9 protein-coding genes are annotated in these 17,393 nt (G+C 55.8%); 8 read left to right on the top strand and 1 reads right to left on the bottom strand.

The window, feature by feature from the left end:
* Positions 1 to 110: 110 nt before the first annotated feature.
* Positions 111 to 4,715: a hypothetical protein gene (locus GS612_RS02775; protein WP_171639014.1), complete on the bottom strand. Its 4,605-nt coding sequence runs from the start codon at positions 4,713 to 4,715 to the stop codon at positions 111 to 113.
* Positions 4,716 to 5,682: 967 nt separating this feature from the next.
* On the opposite strand from GS612_RS02775, the gene GS612_RS02770 reads away from it, so the two are divergent.
* From GS612_RS02770 to GS612_RS02735, 8 genes are all read left to right on the top strand, one after another.
* Positions 5,683 to 6,267, top strand: coding sequence for an ANTAR domain-containing response regulator (locus GS612_RS02770; protein ID WP_171227792.1), 585 nt, complete (start codon positions 5,683 to 5,685; stop codon positions 6,265 to 6,267).
* Positions 6,264 to 7,433, top strand: a complete 1,170-nt coding sequence (locus GS612_RS02765) for an ABC transporter substrate-binding protein (protein WP_171639013.1) — start codon at positions 6,264 to 6,266, stop codon at positions 7,431 to 7,433. The genes GS612_RS02770 and GS612_RS02765 overlap by 4 nt, the downstream gene beginning before the upstream one ends.
* Positions 7,434 to 7,703: 270 nt before the next feature.
* Positions 7,704 to 9,068, top strand: coding sequence for a CmpA/NrtA family ABC transporter substrate-binding protein (locus GS612_RS02760; RefSeq protein WP_171232772.1), 1,365 nt, complete (start codon positions 7,704 to 7,706; stop codon positions 9,066 to 9,068).
* Between the two features lie 71 nt (positions 9,069 to 9,139).
* Entirely contained in the window at positions 9,140 to 10,222 is a 1,083-nt protein-coding gene (locus GS612_RS02755; RefSeq protein ID WP_171172770.1) for an ABC transporter permease, read from the top strand.
* A 5-nt stretch (positions 10,223 to 10,227) separates the two neighbouring features.
* Positions 10,228 to 11,907, top strand: a complete 1,680-nt coding sequence (locus GS612_RS02750) for an ABC transporter ATP-binding protein (RefSeq protein WP_171639012.1) — start codon at positions 10,228 to 10,230, stop codon at positions 11,905 to 11,907.
* Between the two features lie 4 nt (positions 11,908 to 11,911).
* Positions 11,912 to 14,347 (top strand): nitrite reductase large subunit NirB, encoded by a 2,436-nt coding sequence (gene nirB / locus GS612_RS02745; protein WP_171639011.1) that lies wholly within the window; start codon positions 11,912 to 11,914, stop codon positions 14,345 to 14,347.
* Positions 14,344 to 14,676, top strand: a complete 333-nt coding sequence (nirD, locus tag GS612_RS02740) for a nitrite reductase small subunit NirD (protein ID WP_170713628.1) — start codon at positions 14,344 to 14,346, stop codon at positions 14,674 to 14,676. The genes nirB and nirD overlap by 4 nt, the downstream gene beginning before the upstream one ends.
* The gene (locus GS612_RS02735) at positions 14,676 to 17,336 is read left to right on the top strand and encodes a nitrate reductase (protein WP_171639010.1); all 2,661 of its coding nucleotides are present in this window, start codon (positions 14,676 to 14,678) and stop codon (positions 17,334 to 17,336) included. Before nirD ends, GS612_RS02735 begins: the two co-directional genes overlap by 1 nt.
* The last annotated feature ends 57 nt before the right edge of the window (positions 17,337 to 17,393 follow it).

The raw sequence follows: 17,393 nt of genomic DNA, 5'->3' as shown, positions 1-17,393 counted from the left end.
GTTCATGTAAGACCGGCCCAGAGCTGCCATTTGCTATGCTTTCGCATGCTGCATTTCAGCATCGCCCAAGCGGCCATTCATTCCATGAACGAGCACTCTTCATCTGGTCGTTATCGTTTAGTATCATTGTTCCAACCGACCTGCTGCCATTCAGCGCCGTCGAACCAGGCAGCTCCCTCAGACCTTCTCCAACAGGACTCATCGTTTGCACCCTTAGGCCATGTGTTGCGCTCTGCGATCATTATCCAAACTGGCTCAATTTGGCTCTCATCTGCATACCGACGAAGCGCAGCCTCATCTATGACCACCGCTGTCTGATGACTCACTGGCCGTTGTGATTGCACAACCGTGTTTCCGGCATTGTCAATCCAGTACTGAGGTCCCTCCGAAGACATAGACAGGCCTAGTTCTTCAGCAAACCATTTTTGCGGCATGTAGTTTGTGAAACCTTCAGGCAGGGTTTTGTCGAGGTGGCTTTCCCAATGGTAGTGAGCGACCGGGATGGCAAAATCACAGTCGGGTGGTGCCCTCCAAATGTGCTGGTCGAATTTCGCTGATTTCCAGGTGTCGCGCCAGAATGCTTCGCGCAAGAACGGGCCATCAGTGAATTCTCGGGGTTGAAAGTCGTTAACACTCAGGTTCGCTTCAGCAGCAAGATATTTTGTGAAATCAGTGGCTTTCCCTTTCCTTACAAATACACAGTAAAAGAACCTGAACTCTTCATATCGTTTGCCGTGGTCTCCAGGCCTCGGTTTTGCGTAGTACGCTTCCGCCAGATTAAATTCGTAGAGGACCAACCATCGTCTTTTGTTCTCATCCACTCGAACCAGTTTGTCCGAGATTGCTTGAGTGGGATCTTCTGTGAACGGCCACTCTTTCAACTTTTCTTCGGCTACTTCCGGTAGCACGATCTGAGGTTCGGACATCCAGTCAGTGTCAGCGTCCGGTGCGGAAGGGTAAAGGCTTGCAGTGGGCAGGATGGTGGGCTCGATGTTTCGGCGGTATTCATGATGGCTATACCGATACTGGTGAGGTCGCTCCGGCCAGCCTTCGAGGACCCAAAAGTTGTCTGCTAGTCTGGCTTGCAATTCATCAAGAGCGATGCGTTGGTACTTTTTTCCTATGCGCTCAAGGTCGTTTTCGTGGCGTGAGTAGCTTCTACCTTGCCCATCCTCTGGGAACAATTCTTCTGTCCACCCCAGTTCGTAGGCTCGCTTAGTAATCCAGAGACGGCACTGTTGAACGCTGATTGTCTCGTAGTCACCGTGGCCCGCAGCATCGTTGAAATATTCATCAACTAATCGCTTCTGTTCTTCCGTACCTAACAGTTTATTCAGCTCAGCCAAGGCGTCTTCCTTGCTGATTTCAATGTCTTTTCCCTCTACCTCTAATTCGATGGCTTCCTCTTCCGCCTCATTGCCATCCACATCGATAATCGTCCGCAGGATGATTTCGATTGGAACGATTGATGCCTGTTCGTATACCTCAAGCGCCGCCACTCTTTCTGCATAGGGATCAATGACTTCAGCTTTGAAACGGTCTTTCACTTCTGAAGCTGCGACGGGTTTGGGTTCCGAAAGTCTTGTGGTTAAGAAGCCTCGCACTCGCCCCGGGATACTATACTTGCCGTAGTCGCCCCACTCACTCGACGCCGACCTGAAGATTGACTTGCCGCCACGACTATCTGCGATTTTCTCAACTTGCTCTTTTGTCAGACCAAATTTCGGCTCTTCTGAGCGGAAGGGGTGGTAACATTTTTCGAGATTTGTTCCCACCTCCAGGGCGTTTTTGTGCGATGCGAGTTCGACGATCCCCAGAGCGTAATCCCTGGTCATCAGTGACACTGGCGGCGTACCTTCAGCAAAAGCCTTTGCGAAGACGAGGCTCGAGTACGCCCTGAGTCGCTCCACACTGGGATCGATACAACAGGCTCCAAATGCCGCAGCATAGAGTCTCTCAACCACGTAGGGATCATTGCACGAGTGCATTTCCTCAAAAACAAAGTCGAAAACATCCGACTTGGTTAAGAATAGTGAGGTCAGTGCCTTAGTCGATTGATCTCGCAAAGTTATGTGGGACGATGACAAAGACCATGCGAGGATCAGAGAGGCCAACTCCATGTGCCTAGCGTCGGTTTTCCGGTCTTTTGTCGACATTGCCCAGGAGATGATGCGATCGATCTGACTGAAATCTTCTCTGGACGCCCAGTTGATCCAGCGGGTCCAGTGACTGTCTCGTTCTGCCATCCCAAAGCTTTGCAGGTGCGTGTTCAGAAACTTCGCATTGTACGGATGATCGATTGTGATGGACACTTCCAGCAGCAAGCCTTGAGGGTCAACAGAGTAACCGTCCAGAGCATTCAGGAGTTCTTTGGCGTTATTTGTGAATGCTTCCAGCTTTCTCCATTTGAAGCTATCGGCAAAACCCTGTTGAAGCGTGCCGTCTTCCCAGTGTCTTTCCCAGTCAGGCACCGCGGTGGCGAACTCGGTGCCGAGTTTTTCTGGGTAGATCGTCGACAATGCGCCCACAAGTCCAGCGTACTCGTAGCGAATCTGGCTCGAAAGTTCGCCGTCATAAAAAAGGAAGTTCAGCGGCCCTCCTGGCTGAAATTCCGCCCCCGATTGCGAACGAGCCCTCTGAATGCCGATCCGCTCTAGGAGCTTCCGCCCCAGTTTAGTGATCGACCACGAATTGGCGCTAGCGGATGCCCTAGCCGCAACTATCTTGTCGACCAACGCGTCGGCCATAAGGTAGTCCTGAAAACGTTGAAAGGAGAACCTGATCAGTTCGGAAGGGGGGTTAAGCGGATCGATGTTCTTCGAGTAAGGAGGCGGATCGCGACGGAGCAAGCTCGATTGAACGAAAACATCCAGCCATGATTTACCTTCAGGCGCTTGGCGGCTTCCGAACTGTTGGTGGGCAAGGTCACTGGCGACTTCAATTTCAACGAAATCTCGCCCATCGGCTGCCATGGTAGCCGCTATGCGTTGCACGAACTTCTTTAATGGCGATGACAAATCTTCTGGTCGAACAGAGCGCACACCAGTTCTGGAGGCGATCCCATCGAGGTAAAATGCCATTAATTCTGAAACGCCCTGCAAACCTCTTGGAAATTCTGACTCACCTCGTTCAAGCAGTGCTTCGCTTGTGCTTTTCAAGAAGAGTGGGTTGGTGAACTCCGGGGAGAGCCAGGGCGTGTTTGGGCGAGATATGCCCTTGTTGTCTAGGTATTGGATTGCGGCGCGTTCTCGTTCTTCAAGGCTGAAGAAGCCTTGCATGTTGAAGACGGGCACGGTTTTTAGTAGGTTTTCAGGAATTGCATACCTTGAGTAGACATCTCGGCAAGAAAAGACGGCAGCGATGTACGGATATGGTCGTAACGCATCGATGACTTGAGGTATCCAGTGCATCCAGTAGGTTGCGCCCGCTCCTTCGTTGATTGCGTCAAAAAAGAGAAGAGTTCTTTGCCCTTTTCTCGAACCTGCTGCGTCCAAGACACCTAGAATTTCATCTGGGGTTTTTGCTTCAAGCCCCAAGAGGCCACCAAGTTGCGGCCAAAATGGAGCATCAGACAAGTCTTGACCCAGAACTACAACGGTCGGCAAACCGTCTTGAACACGTTGTGTTGCAGCTTCTCCAAGCGAATGCGATTTGCCTGAACCGGCTTCGCCAAGCACTATCGCAGACTTAGCGGCTTCTGCAGACCAGTCACGTTGCCTGATCGCTTCGTCGAGCGTGGCAAGAGCCGCTTGAAGGTCTCTCAGGCTATCTTTGATAACCGTGAACTTCTGTTTTTCGGCCTCCTCTAGGCTCTTACTATCGGTAGTCGAAAATGGTCGTTCTAACTTCCACGCAAGATTGCGCAGCTCATCCAGCGTTTCTTTGGCCTTTGCCAAGTTCCACTTTATCGTTGGTTCCTGATCGATGAGCGCCTGCATCTCAACAAGCTCAGACCAGAGTGAACGCGCTTCTGCCAAAACCTTGGGATCTGGTTTCAGCGAAGTTGTGGTAAACTCGATTGACGGCACTCTGTTGCTAGCCAAAGCCGCAAAGGCATCACGAAGACGAGCACGCGATTTTGGCCCTCTGACGATAGCGTCGAACATTGCTTCGATTGATACTTCGACATGGTCTTCAGGGTTGAATCGATCGTCTAGTTTTAGTGTTGCCGCCTCGACTTGGCTGCTGAACCACGCATCGTCGAGGACGTCGCCGCCGAACCAAAAACGCTGCAATGCGAGATTATCGTTGACCAGAAGCTTGTCAGTGATGACCGTCGCCCCCCAAAATTCGAACTCAATCGAAATTGAACTCTTGGCAGCCAGAGCTTTCCAGGCCGCAACGCGATCATCCCATTTTTCTTGTTGTGATTTACCCTTCGCCTTTGGCCCCCGCTTAGGAGTGAAGTCGAGCGGCAGTGCAAAAACATACCTTTTTAACTCTGGATGGGTCTTCAGCGCTTGCTGGACAGACTTATCCATTTGCTTCCATTGGGTATCCCCAAGTACTTCAAAGAACTTGGATTGGTAGCCAACCTTGTCACCGTTATTCAGTTTCCAGATGGCTTCAACGCCACCATCACCGCCTCTGCCATCGTTCGGCTGAAATTCGTACGCGTTTTCAGGCGGTTCTCTTCGCGCCAGAATCTTTATCAGTGCCTCAAAAGAGTCGCGCTTGCCCGTTTCAAATCCATGAATTTTTTGAAGATCAATCATTGATGAGGCTGTCCGTAGATCCACATGTTTTAATATCCTGCGTGCCGTCCAAATCAACGTTACAAGACGCGCAAATTCCTGATTTCTGATACATTCTCATCTACACGGCGATGGGCAGTAGCGCCAAGTGGGACTCCGCGCAAAGCCTTCTACTCTTTCATCGTTGACACTTATCCGCCGCAAGAACGTCCGCTCACCACTAATGGTTTGCGCTGTCGCCGTGGCGCAGAAGGCCCGCTCTACGCACGACCTGAAGAACCCTGCGGAGAAAATCTCTTAGGCGCTTTGAATGTCCGCTTCCGCCGGTGGCGCTTAATCGCTTTGCACTTGCGGTGAAGGTCTGTTCTCCGCCGAATGTGACAGCGTGTGGTGTCTTTTGTGGCCGTGATATGACCCCTTCGGATTTTTCGCTCTTATAGCTACTGCCCTTCCCCATACACCTCCCCCCTTGTCCATGCATCGAGGATGCGGCGTATCATCTCCGGCCGGGTAGGTATGTCGTCTTCGCGCCTGCGGGCGTCGTCGAGCAAGGCTATGAGGTCGCGATGGAGGCGGAGGGTGAGGGCTTCGGTATCTGAGCCTCCCCAACTGAACTGGTCCACCGTTATGTTTAGGAAACGGAGAACCACGAATAGCAAACAAGCGACCGAAGCCAGAAGAGGTAGATTCGAAGTTGCGGCAGTTTGAACTTCTGATGGGGCAAGGCATGCCCCGTCTTGATGCGATCGGACAGATCAGAGTTGTTGAAAAATCCTACGACCGTTAGAGCAAGTGAAAAACACAAGGTTCGATGCGAGACGCCACTGCAGCGCTCACCGCAGATTTCTTTGATGCCATGTAGAAAAACTGTGCAGGCATTCCGCTAAATGCGGAAATACGCTGAAATAGTGGGCGAACCGGCAGCCTGGTGAACAGGTTTTTGGCCTTGGAATTGCGGTCAATGAATCTTGGGCTCAGTTGAGTCTCTATGAACCAACATCTGACTGTCGTTGTAGTCGAACAGAACCAAGAGCGTGCTTTTGCGATCGTAGATGCCCTAAAAGAGGCTGGCGACGTAGATGTTTCTGTAATCGGCAATGTCTCCGGTCTGGCACGTAAAATTGCAACGCATAGCCCGGACATTGTCCTGATCGACATCGACAATCCATCGCGGGATATGCTGGAAGAGCTCACCGTTGCTTCGGGCCCATTGGAACGCCCCGTGGCGATGTTTGTCTCAAGCGCCGCGGGCGGGTTGGCGAAAGCCGCAGTTGAGGCCGGGGTATCGGCCTATGTCGTCGACGGTTTGCAAGCCGAGCGCATTAAACCTGTGATCGATACCGCTATTGCCCGGTTTCAGGTGCTACGTCAGATGCGGACCGAACTGGCCGAAACCCGCCGTGCGCTGGAAGAGCGCAAAGTGATTGACCGAGCTAAGGGCTTGTTAATGAAGGCCAAGGGCGTTTCGGAAGATGAAGCCTATGCCCTACTCCGTAAAACCGCGATGAATCAGAATCGCCGGGTTGCCGAGGTGTCCGAAGCCTTGGTCACAGCATCAGGTTTGTTGTCATGAGAACGGTAACCCTGCCTGTCGCCTATATGCCTTTGGTTGATGCCGCTCCACTGATCGTGGCATGCGAGATGGGGTTTGACCACGCCGAAGGCATCTCGTTGGACCTGCGACCGGCTCCATCTTGGTCGTCTCTGCGTGATATGCTGGCCTTTGGGCACGTGGACGCGGCACATCTGCTGTCACCCGTCCCCGTTGCGATGGCTTTGGGTCTTGGAGGCATTGCGACACCGTTGTCCGCCGTGTCTATCCTGTCGCTCAATGGCAATGTCATAGGTGTTGGAACTCAATTGGCTGGGCGGTTGGCCGACCAGGGCTACGGCTTCGATTTCTCCGATGCTGCTGCAGCTGGGGCTGCACTGGCACAGGCCGCCGGCGACGTTTTGGTGTTCGGTGTACCTTTTCCGTTTTCGATGCATGTTGAATTGTTGCGTTATTGGGTCGCTGGAACCGAACTGGCCTCGAAACAGGTCGAAATCCGAACCGTCCCGCCTCCACTCATGGCGCAGGCGCTCGCAGGTGGCGAGATCGATGCCTTCTGTGTGGGTGAGCCCTGGGGCTCATTCGCTGTAGACGACAATGTCGGTGCACTGCTGTTGCCCGGCAAGGCGATCTGGTCCTGTGCACCTGAAAAGGTGCTGGCGGTCAGAAACGACTGGGCCGAAACCGAACCACATTTACTGGGTAGCCTTATGCGGGCCGTTTGGCGCGCAGGGCGCTGGCTTTCGAACACCGACAGCCGCACAACTGCATCCGAGATGCTATCGCGTAAAACCTATCTCAACGTCTCACCCGAGCTAATTGACCGAGCGCTGATGGGCGAATTCACTATATCGGCCCGCGGCGAGCAGCGCCATGTCGATGGGTTTGTCGAGTTTTTTGACGGCGCTGCCACCTTCCCATGGCGCAGTCAGGCGAAATGGGTTGCGCATCAATTGGCGAAACGAAACGGGCTGGACGCCGGAACTGCGGAACGACAATCCGCAAAGGTCTTTCGCAGTGATCTCTATCGTCGCGAATTGCAAGGGCTTGGTGTGGAAACACCCGGCGCGTCCGAGAAACTTGAAGGGGCGTTACCCGAGTCGACGGCGGTTGCCTCGACCAATGGCAGCCTGATTCTGTCTCGGAACGTCTTTTTCGACCGACGCATTTTCGAGCCAGCGGGGTAAGTCTGCACAAAATTTTTGCAGTGCAGCATCTGTTATTGCTGCGACGCAGAATTTTCGAGGTGAAAACGCTGAAAATTGATGACGCGCCGCTGCGTGACTGGCTAAATCGGAACATCGGAAGGCAACGACGCCCACCGACGGAATTCGCCCATAGTCCAGGGCACCTCACAAGAGCAAAGCCGCTCGACCATCCGCCACCTCCTCCCGGCGGACTGTGTCGGCGGCTTTTTTGTTTGCCCAACGGGTTGGGCTGAACCGAAAGGGAACGAGATGAAAAAGCTTCTTTTAGGCCTTGCTGCGACGACGGCGCTTGTGTCACCGGCACTGGCCGAACTGGAACTGGAAAAAGACGAGCTAACGTTTGGCTTTATCAAACTGACTGACATGGCGCCGCTGGCTGTCGCCTATGAGAATGGGTACTTTCTTGACGAAGGCCTGTTCGTGACGCTGGAAGCACAAGCCAACTGGAAAGTGCTGCTGGATGGCGTGATCGACGGGCAGCTGGATGGCGCGCACATGCTGGCCGGGCAGCCTTTGGCCGCGACCATCGGTTACGGCACCGAGGCGCATATCATCACGCCATTTTCGATGGACTTGAACGGCAACGGCATCACCGTCTCGAACGAGATTTGGGAAGAGATGAAACCGAACATTCCGGTGATGGAGGATGGTCGTCCCCAACACCCTATCAGCGCTGAGGCGCTTGCTCCGGTCGTCGAGAAATACAAGTCCGAAGGCAAGCCCTTTAACATGGGCATGGTCTTCCCCGTTTCGACCCATAATTACGAACTGCGCTATTGGCTTGCCGCCGGTGGACTGCACCCCGGCTACTACAGCCCTGACAACGTAACCGGCCAGATCGGCGCAGATGTGTTCCTGTCAGTAACGCCACCACCGCAGATGCCTGCCACGTTGGAGGCCGGCACGATATATGGCTACTGCGTGGGCGAGCCTTGGAACCAACAGGCTGTGTTCAAGGGTATCGGCGTGCCGGTCATCACGGACTATGAGCTGTGGAAGAACAACCCTGAGAAGGTCTTTGGCATCACTGCCGAGTTCGCAGAAGAGTATCCCAACACCACGCTGGCCGTGACCAAGGCCCTGATCCGCGCCGCGATGTGGCTGGATGAGAACGACAACGCCAACCGCCCCGAGGCGGTCGAGATCCTCAGCCGCGCGGAATATGTGGGCGCAGATTATGACGTGATCGCCAACTCGATGACCGGCACATTTGAATACGAAAAAGGAGACAAGCGCGAAGTTCCTGATTTCAACGTGTTCTTCCGCTACAACGCGACATACCCGTTCTATTCGGACGCGATCTGGTATCTGACACAGATGCGCCGCTGGGGTCAGATCCCTGAATCCAAGCCCGACAGCTGGTATGACGAGGTTGCCAAATCTGTCTACAAACCCGAGATCTATCTGGAAGCCGCGCGCCTGCTAGTCGATGAAGGCCTGGCGAATGAGGCCGACTTCCCCTGGGACAGTGATGGTTACAAAGCGCCCACCCCGGCCGAGGATATCATCGACGGCATCACCTATGACGGCCGCACCCCCAACGCCTATCTCGAAAGCCTGTCCATTGGTCTGAAGGGCGATCAGAAGATCGTCGGCTCGGACGTGCAAGGCTAATCCCATGCGTCGCGCCCGGTATCAGTCGGGCGCACACCCCAAAGTGCCCCGCCATCGCAAGGACACATCAGATGACAACGGTCGATCCCGAATTCAACGCAGACGCCGCCAAAGAGGCGCGCCGCACCCGCCTGTTCACTCGCATCAACGCCGCCGACAAATGGTTCCAGGTTCTTGGCCTAAGCTGGGCCACCCCGGTCCTGAAAGCTGCCGCCGGAGACAACCCCCGCGCTCAGATGACCGAAATCTGGCGTCTTCTGGTCGTCCCCCTGCTGTCGATCTGCGCCTTCCTGCTGCTTTGGGGGACGCTCGCCCCGAAAGTGCAAACTTCCCTGGGCGCCGTACCAGGCCCAGCTCAGGTCTGGGCAGAAATGGTCAACCTCAACGAGGACGCACAGGCCAAGGCCGCCAAGCGCGCCAAGTTCGAGGCAATGGTTGAGAAACGGAACCAGAAGCTGATCGATACGGGCCGCGCGGACGAGGTCAAACAAGTCGCCTACACCGGCGCTCCGTCTTACTACCAGCAAATCTGGACCTCTATCAAAACCGTGTTCTTCGGATTTCTGATCGCGACCGTTGTGGCCGTTCCCCTTGGGATCGCTGCCGGACTGTCGCCGACCGCCAATGCGGCGCTGAACCCGCTGATCCAGATCTTCAAACCGGTCTCACCTCTGGCGTGGCTGCCGATCGTGACCATGATCGTCTCGGCCGTCTACGTCACCAACGACGGTTGGTTCGCCAAGTCCTTCCTGATCTCGGCCATCACCGTGACCCTGTGTTCGCTTTGGCCGACTCTGATCAACACCGCGCTGGGTGTGGCGACCATCGACAAGGACTTGGTAAACGTCTCCAAGGTTCTGAAAATGAACACCTATACCAAAGTCACTAAGCTGGTGCTGCCTTCGGCGTTGCCGCTGATTTTCACAGGTTTGCGCCTGTCGCTTGGTGTCGGCTGGATGGTTTTGATCGCGGCTGAAATGCTGGCGCAGAACCCCGGTTTGGGCAAGTTTGTCTGGGATGAGTTCCAGAACGGCTCGTCCAGCTCGCTTGCCAAGATCATGGTTGCGGTCTTCACCATCGGCATCATCGGTTTCCTGTTGGACCGGGTGATGTACGCACTGCAATCCCTCTTCACATTCACGAACAACCGGTGAGCGCGATGAGCATACTGAGCTTCAAAAACGCCACAAAATCCTTCGGTGAAGGCGCCGCGCGCACGGATGTGCTGAAAGGCATCGATCTGGACGTGCAGAAGGGCGAGTTTCTGGTGATCCTCGGCTTTTCCGGCACCGGCAAGACGACCCTGATTAACCTCATGGCCGGTCTGGATACTCCAACTGGTGGAGAGGTCACGTTCAAAGGAACTCCGATCAAGGGGCCGGGTCCGGAACGTGGCGTAGTATTTCAGAACTATTCACTGATGCCTTGGCTGACGGTCAGCGGCAATGTGGGGCTGGCGGTCGATACGGTCTTTCCGGGCCTCGGCAAGACTGAGAAGGCCGAGAAGGTCGCGCATTATGTGCAGATGGTGGGTCTCAGCCATGCTGCCACGCGCCGCCCGGCGGAACTGTCGGGTGGGATGCGTCAGCGGGTCAACGTGGCGCGTGCCTTGTCGATGAACCCCGAGGTTTTGTTGCTGGATGAGCCTCTGTCGGCGCTCGACGCGCTCACCCGTGCCAATCTGGCGGATGAGATCGAACATATCTGGGAGGCCGACAAAAAGACCTGCGTTCTGATCACCAATGACGTGGACGAGGCGATCATTCTGGCCGACCGGATCATCGCCCTGAACCCCGATGGTACGTTGGGCCAGGAATTCCGCGTATCGATCCCGCGCCCTCGCGAACGCGGTGCAATGAACAACGACGAGACGTTCAAGCGCCTGCGCGCCGACGTCACCAAGTACCTGATGGATGTGGGGATCGAAGCCAAAGTCGAAGGCTCGCGCATCCTGCCCGATGTAACACCGATCCATGGAGTGCCAACGGCGGTGGCCGAGGCACAAAAGGGGATGATCGAGAGTCGTTTCCTCGACTTCTCGCAGCTTCATAAAGTCTACCCGACGCCCAAGGGCCCTCTGACCGTTGTTGAGGATTTCGATCTGAAGATCGATAAGGGCGAGTTCATCTCGCTGATCGGCCATTCAGGTTGCGGAAAATCTACGGTTCTGACCATGGCTGCGGGGCTGAACGATATATCGAAGGGCGCGATCAAGCTGGATGGTCGTCATGTCGAGGGGGCTGATCCAGAACGCGCCGTAGTGTTCCAATCCCCCAACCTGTTCCCATGGCTAACTGCCAAGGAAAACGTCGCGATCGGGGTCGACAAAGTCTATCCCAAGGCCAGCATCGCCGAGCGTCAGGATGTCGTTGAATACTATCTGGAACGCGTCGGTCTGGCCGATGCGATGGACAAATCCGCGAGCGACCTGTCGAACGGCATGAAACAACGCGTCGGCATCGCACGCGCCTTTGCCCTATCGCCCAAGCTGCTGCTGTTGGATGAGCCCTTCGGGATGCTCGACAGTCTGACCCGCTGGGAATTGCAGGAAGTGTTGATGGAGGTCTGGTCCCGCACCAAGGTCACCGCAATCTGTGTGACCCATGACGTGGATGAGGCGATCCTGCTGGCCGATCGCGTGGTGATGATGACCAATGGCCCACAAGCGACCATAGGCAAGATCACCAAGGTCGACCTGCCGCGCCCGCGCACCCGCAAAGCGCTGTTGGAGCATCCGGACTACTACGCCTACCGGCAGGAGGTCCTCGATTTCCTCGAAGAATACGAACACGGCGCCAAGCCAAAAACGCCCGCCCCCAAGGCGATTGCAGCGGAGTGAAACCATGAAACAAAGACTTGTTGTCATCGGCGCAGGCATGGCCTCGGGCCGGGTGCTAGAACACCTGACCGACGCCGCGCCGGATGCGTTCGACATCACCCTGTTCAACGCCGAGCCCCGCGGGAACTACAACCGCATCATGCTGAGCCCGGTTCTGTCGGGTGAGAAGACTTATGAAGAGATCGTCACACATGATGACGCCTGGTACGCCGAGCGGGGGATTGCTTGCCGGTTCGGTGAGAAAGTTGCAAAGATCGACTGCGAGATGAAAGTTGTCGAGGGCGAGCACGGACACCGTCCCTACGACAAGCTGGTGATCGCGACTGGGTCGAACCCGTTCATCATCCCCCTGCCCGGTCATGATCTGGACGGTGTCATCGCCTATCGCGACCTGGAAGACACCCAGCAGATGATGGACATGGGCCCCGACAACAAGGTCGTCGTGATCGGTGGCGGCTTGCTGGGGCTTGAAGCTGCGGCGGGCATGGCCGCGCACGGCGTTGACGTCACCGTGGTGCATATCATGGGCCACCTGATGGAGCGTCAGTTGGATGAAGCCGCAGGTTACCTGCTGAAGAAGTCGCTGGAAGACAAAGGAATCAATATCTGCCTACAGGCGAACTCCAAGGAAATCCTTGGGCAAGATGGCAAGGTCCGCGCACTTTTGCTGGACGACGGGACCGAGCTGCCCTGTGATCTGCTGGTCATGGCCGTTGGCATCCGTCCCAATACAGCGCTGGCGCAGGAGGCCGGTCTGGCCACCGGGCGTGGCATTCATGTGGATGACCAAATGTTGACCTCGGATCCGGATATCTTCGCTGTGGGTGAGTGCGTCGAGCATAACGGAGAGGTCTTTGGTCTTGTCGCGCCGCTCTACGATCAGGCGAATGTGGCGGCGCATGCCTTGTTGGATAAAGAGGCCGCGTTTGAGCAAAAAACTCTTTCAACGAAGTTGAAAGTCACCGGCTGCGATCTGTTCAGCGCTGGCGATTTCGCAGATGGACCGGGGCGTGAGGATATCGTGTTCCGCGACCCATCGCGGGGCGTCTACAAGCGTCTTGTGATCGAACAGGACCGTCTGATCGGCGCTGTCATGTACGGTGACACGGCCGACAGCGGCTGGTTTTTCGGCCTGATCAAGGATAGCACCAGCATCGAAGACATGCGTGAGACGCTGATCTTCGGCCCGGCCTACCAGGGGGGCGACACCGCGGACCCTCTCTCAGCCGTTGCAGCATTGCCGCCTGAGGCGGAGATTTGCGGCTGCAACGGCATATGCAAAGGCGACATTGTCGAGGCGATCCATTCAGGGGCTGGCGATCTGGGCGCGGTTCGTGCAAGCACCAAGGCCAGTGCGTCCTGCGGAACATGTTCGGGTCTGGTCGAACAGGTCCTGCAGGTCACTTTGGGCGATGCGTTCCAGATGCCAGCGGCACAACCGATCTGTGGTTGCACCGACCTGACGCATGAAGATGTACGCCGACTGATCAAAGGGCAGGAACTGAAAAGCCAGGCCGCAGTCTGGCAGGAACTCGGCTGGAATACGCCCAACGGCTGTCATGTCTGCCGCCCGGCGATCAACTATTACCTTCTGGCGGATTGGCCACTGGACTATCAGGACGACCCACAAAGCCGCTTCGTTAACGAACGCAAACACGCGAATATTCAGAAAGACGGTACGTTCAGCGTCGTGCCGCGCATGTGGGGCGGGATCACCACCCCCGAAGAACTGCGTGCCATTGCCGACGCCGCCGACAAGTACGACGTGCCAACCGTAAAGGTCACCGGCGGCCAACGCATCGATCTGCTGGGCGTGAAGGGTGAAGACCTGCCTGCGATCTGGTCGGATCTGAACAGGGCCGGTCTGGTCTCGGGTCACGCCTATTCCAAGGGCCTGCGGACAGTCAAAACCTGCGTCGGAACCGATCATTGCCGGTTCGGCACGCAGGACAGCACCGGCCTCGGCATCAAGCTTGAGAAAATCCTGTGGGGGTCTTGGACTCCGCATAAGCTGAAGCTGGCCGTGTCGGGCTGTCCTCGCAACTGCGCTGAGGCGACTTGCAAGGATATCGGCGTTGTCTGCGTGGACTCAGGCTATCAGATCAGTATCGGAGGGGCCGCCGGTATGGACGTGAAAGAGACCGAATTGCTGTGCCAGGTCCAGACCGAAGGCGAAGCGATTGAGGTGGTGATGGCCGTCACGCAAGCCTATCGCGAAGGCGGCAAATATCTGGATCGAATGTATAAATGGCTAGGCAAGGTCGGCATGGACTGGGTCAAAGCTCAGGTCGTGGACGACCTTGAAAACCGCACCGCCTTGGTGGCCAGGTTCGAGCTGTCGCAAAGCATCTACCGTAAAGACCCGTGGGCCGAACACGTCAAAGAAAAAGCGCAGACCTACGCGCCGATTGCAGATTTCACACTGGAGGCAGCGGAATGAGCTGGATCGACATCGGACATATCGACGAGGTTCCCTTACGCGGGGCGCGGTTGGTGAAAACCCATATCGGCTGCATCGCCGTATTCCGTACTGCTGAGGCTGAAGTGTACGCCGCAACCAATAGCTGCCCCCATAAGGGTGGCCCTTTGTCTGAAGGCATCGTCCACGGCCAGTCGGTCACCTGCCCGCTGCACAACTGGGTTTTCGACTTGAATACGGGCGAGGCTCAGGGCGCAGATGATGGTCGCATCACCACCTACCCCGTACGTTTGGAAGATGGGCGCATCCTGCTTGACGACAGCGCCGTCACCCGGCGGAGTGCGGCCTGATGGACGGAACTGGCCTGCCAGAGGTCCGGTCAACCTGTGCCTATTGCGGCGTCGGCTGCGGTGTTCTTTTGCGCCCCGATGGTGCCGGTGGTCTTACCGTGCGAGGCGACCCGGACCACCCGGCGAATTACGGGCGTCTATGCTCGAAAGGGTTGGCTTTGGACGAAACCGTGGGTCTAGACCACCGGTTGTTGGCCCCATGCGCGTTCGGCCAGGACACCAGTTGGGATAACGCACTGCAATTGGTTGCCGATCGCTTTTCGGCCACGATCAGAGAGTTCGGACCGGACAGCGTAGCTTTTTACGTCTCGGGCCAATTGCTGACCGAGGATTACTATGTTGCCAACAAGTTGATGAAAGGCTTCATCGGCTCAGCCAATATCGACACCAACTCGCGGTTGTGTATGGCGTCAACTGTAGCCGGGCATAAACGCGCCTTCGGAACCGATACAGTGCCCGGAACTTATGAAGATCTGGATCACGCTGACTTAGTTGTGCTGGTTGGTTCAAACCTTGCCTGGTGTCATCCCGTTCTCTATCAGCGGGTCATGGCGGCGCGTCAGGCGCATGGCACGAAGATCGTGGTCATTGACCCGCGCCGCACAGCGAGTTGTGATCAGGCGGACCTTCATCTGCCGCTTAAGCCAGGCAGCGACGTAGCGCTTTTCAACCGATTGCTTTGCAGAATTCACCACACCGGCCATGTATCCGCCGAATTCCTGGAACGAAGCAATGGGTTCTCTGAAGCCCTCGAACTGGCGCAGCTTGACGATCCTGACGAGACGGGGCTCAGCCCATCTGAGATTGAGGCGTATTGCGATTTGTGGATCGGTACTGAGCGGGTCGTTACGGTCTTTAGTCAGGGTGTAAACCAGTCTTCCAGCGGTACCGACAAGGTCAATGCGATCTTGAATTGCCATCTGGCCACCGGTCGAATTGGTCGCGAAGGGATGGGGCCGTTCTCGGTCACAGGTCAGCCTAACGCCATGGGCGGTCGAGAGGTGGGTGGTCTGGCCAATACGCTCGCTTGCCATCTGGACATTGAAAACGAGGACCATCGTCAGGCGGTTAAACACTTTTGGAATTCGCCCAACATCCCTCGGAGGCAAGGATTAAAAGCGGTCGATCTGTTCCGATCCATCGAAGACGGTCAGATCAAGGCGCTCTGGATCATCCACACCAACCCTGCGGCTACCATGCCGGACGCGGACAGAGTGAGCGCAGCTATTGAAAACTGCCCATTTACAGTTGTCAGCGACCTGACCGCGCGGACAGATACCGCGCGTATCGCAGACGTGCTGCTGCCAGCGGCGGGATGGGCAGAAAAATCGGGGACTGTAACCAATTCAGATCGCACGATAAGCAGACAACGTGCCGTTTTGAGCCCTCCGGGGCAAGCCCGCTCGGACTGGGATATCTTGGCCGAGGTCGGCCGTAGGATGGGTTGGGAAGAGGCATTTAACTACAATTCTCCGGCGCAGATTTTTAGAGAATACGCGAGCATGACCTCACTTGCGGCGTCTTTTGGCAAGGACTTCAATATTACCGAGTTGTCCGACATTGGGGATGAAGACTATGATGCGCTGAGCCCCACACAATGGCCAACGACACTTGGTGCGACCGACAAGCGGTTCTTTGGCGATGGGCAGTTTTTTCATCCTGATGGCAAAGCGCGTATTGTTCCGGTTTCTCACAAGCCGCCCAAAGTGAAAACCTGTGCACAATTCCCGTTTCTTTTAAACACAGGGCGAAACCGGGATCAGTGGCATACCATGACACGGTCAGGTTTGTCGCCTCGTTTATCAGCCCACCTTTCCGAACCTTATGTTGACATGAATCCAACGGACGTTGATCGGTTGGGCCTTAGCGCCGCAGATTTGGTCCAACTCGACAGCTCAGTTGGAAGCGGTGTCTTTCGCCTTCGAATCTCGGAAGCTGTCGCACCCGGGCAAGCGTTCGCACCAATTCACTGGACGGGTGAAACGGCACCTTCAGCCCGTGTGGATGCGCTTGTTCCAAGTGTGACTGATCCGATATCTGGACAGCCTGAAAGCAAGGCGACGGCTGTTTCTGTGCGGCGTCTGAATGCTTCCTGGTACGGCTTCGCCATTTCCGTCGATGCGGCCTCGCCTACGGCAGAATACTGGGCAAGGAGCAAAACGGACAAAGGCTACAGGATGGAGTTGGCGGGCAAGCAGGACATCGACGATTGGGAACACAAAGCCCGCGAGTGGTTTGGACTACCTGATGCCATGGTGACTTCAATCGAAGACCCCAAGCGCGGCTCCCATAGGATCGCGCTGTCAGACGGACAGCGCCTCTTGGCGGCGCTGTTCATCTCCCGCCAACCTATCATTCTGATGCGAGACTATTTGGCAAGTTTGCCTGAGGTTTCGCTCATTCAGATACTGTCTGGCCGGTCATCTGCTGCTTCTGAAGACTGTGGACCAATTGTCTGTTCGTGTTTCGGGGTCGGACTAAAAACCATCATCGGCGCCATTCGCGACAAACGTTTGATCAATGTGGACGATATCGGAGATGCCCTTCAAGCTGGAACAAACTGCGGTTCATGCCGGCCAGAGTTGGCTGAATTGGTCGCGGAGCATTCGAAGTTGAACCGCAATACACCGAAGAGTTTCCCGGAAAAACATCAAGTATAAACCCGGGTTGTCGAGCTGGACAGAAGTCTGCTTTAGTAGGTTATCTAGGTAGGAGCG

The sequence above is a fragment of the Ruegeria sp. HKCCD6157 genome, from assembly GCF_013110685.1.
Taxonomy (GTDB): Bacteria; Pseudomonadota; Alphaproteobacteria; order Rhodobacterales; family Rhodobacteraceae; genus Ruegeria.
This window is presented reverse-complemented; position numbering and strand designations above follow the sequence as displayed.

Coding starts and splice junctions, on each gene's coding strand:
- nirB (WP_171639011.1), top strand. CDS start 11,912: ATGAAACAAAGACTTGTTGTCATCGGCGCAGGCATGGCCTCGGGCCGG.
- nirD (WP_170713628.1), top strand. CDS start 14,344: ATGAGCTGGATCGACATCGGACATATCGACGAGGTTCCCTTACGCGGG.
- GS612_RS02755 (WP_171172770.1), top strand. CDS start 9,140: ATGACAACGGTCGATCCCGAATTCAACGCAGACGCCGCCAAAGAGGCG.
- GS612_RS02770 (WP_171227792.1), top strand. CDS start 5,683: ATGAACCAACATCTGACTGTCGTTGTAGTCGAACAGAACCAAGAGCGT.
- GS612_RS02760 (WP_171232772.1), top strand. CDS start 7,704: ATGAAAAAGCTTCTTTTAGGCCTTGCTGCGACGACGGCGCTTGTGTCA.
- GS612_RS02750 (WP_171639012.1), top strand. CDS start 10,228: ATGAGCATACTGAGCTTCAAAAACGCCACAAAATCCTTCGGTGAAGGC.
- GS612_RS02775 (WP_171639014.1), bottom strand. CDS start 4,715: ATGATTGATCTTCAAAAAATTCATGGATTTGAAACGGGCAAGCGCGAC.
- GS612_RS02765 (WP_171639013.1), top strand. CDS start 6,264: ATGAGAACGGTAACCCTGCCTGTCGCCTATATGCCTTTGGTTGATGCC.
- GS612_RS02735 (WP_171639010.1), top strand. CDS start 14,676: ATGGACGGAACTGGCCTGCCAGAGGTCCGGTCAACCTGTGCCTATTGC.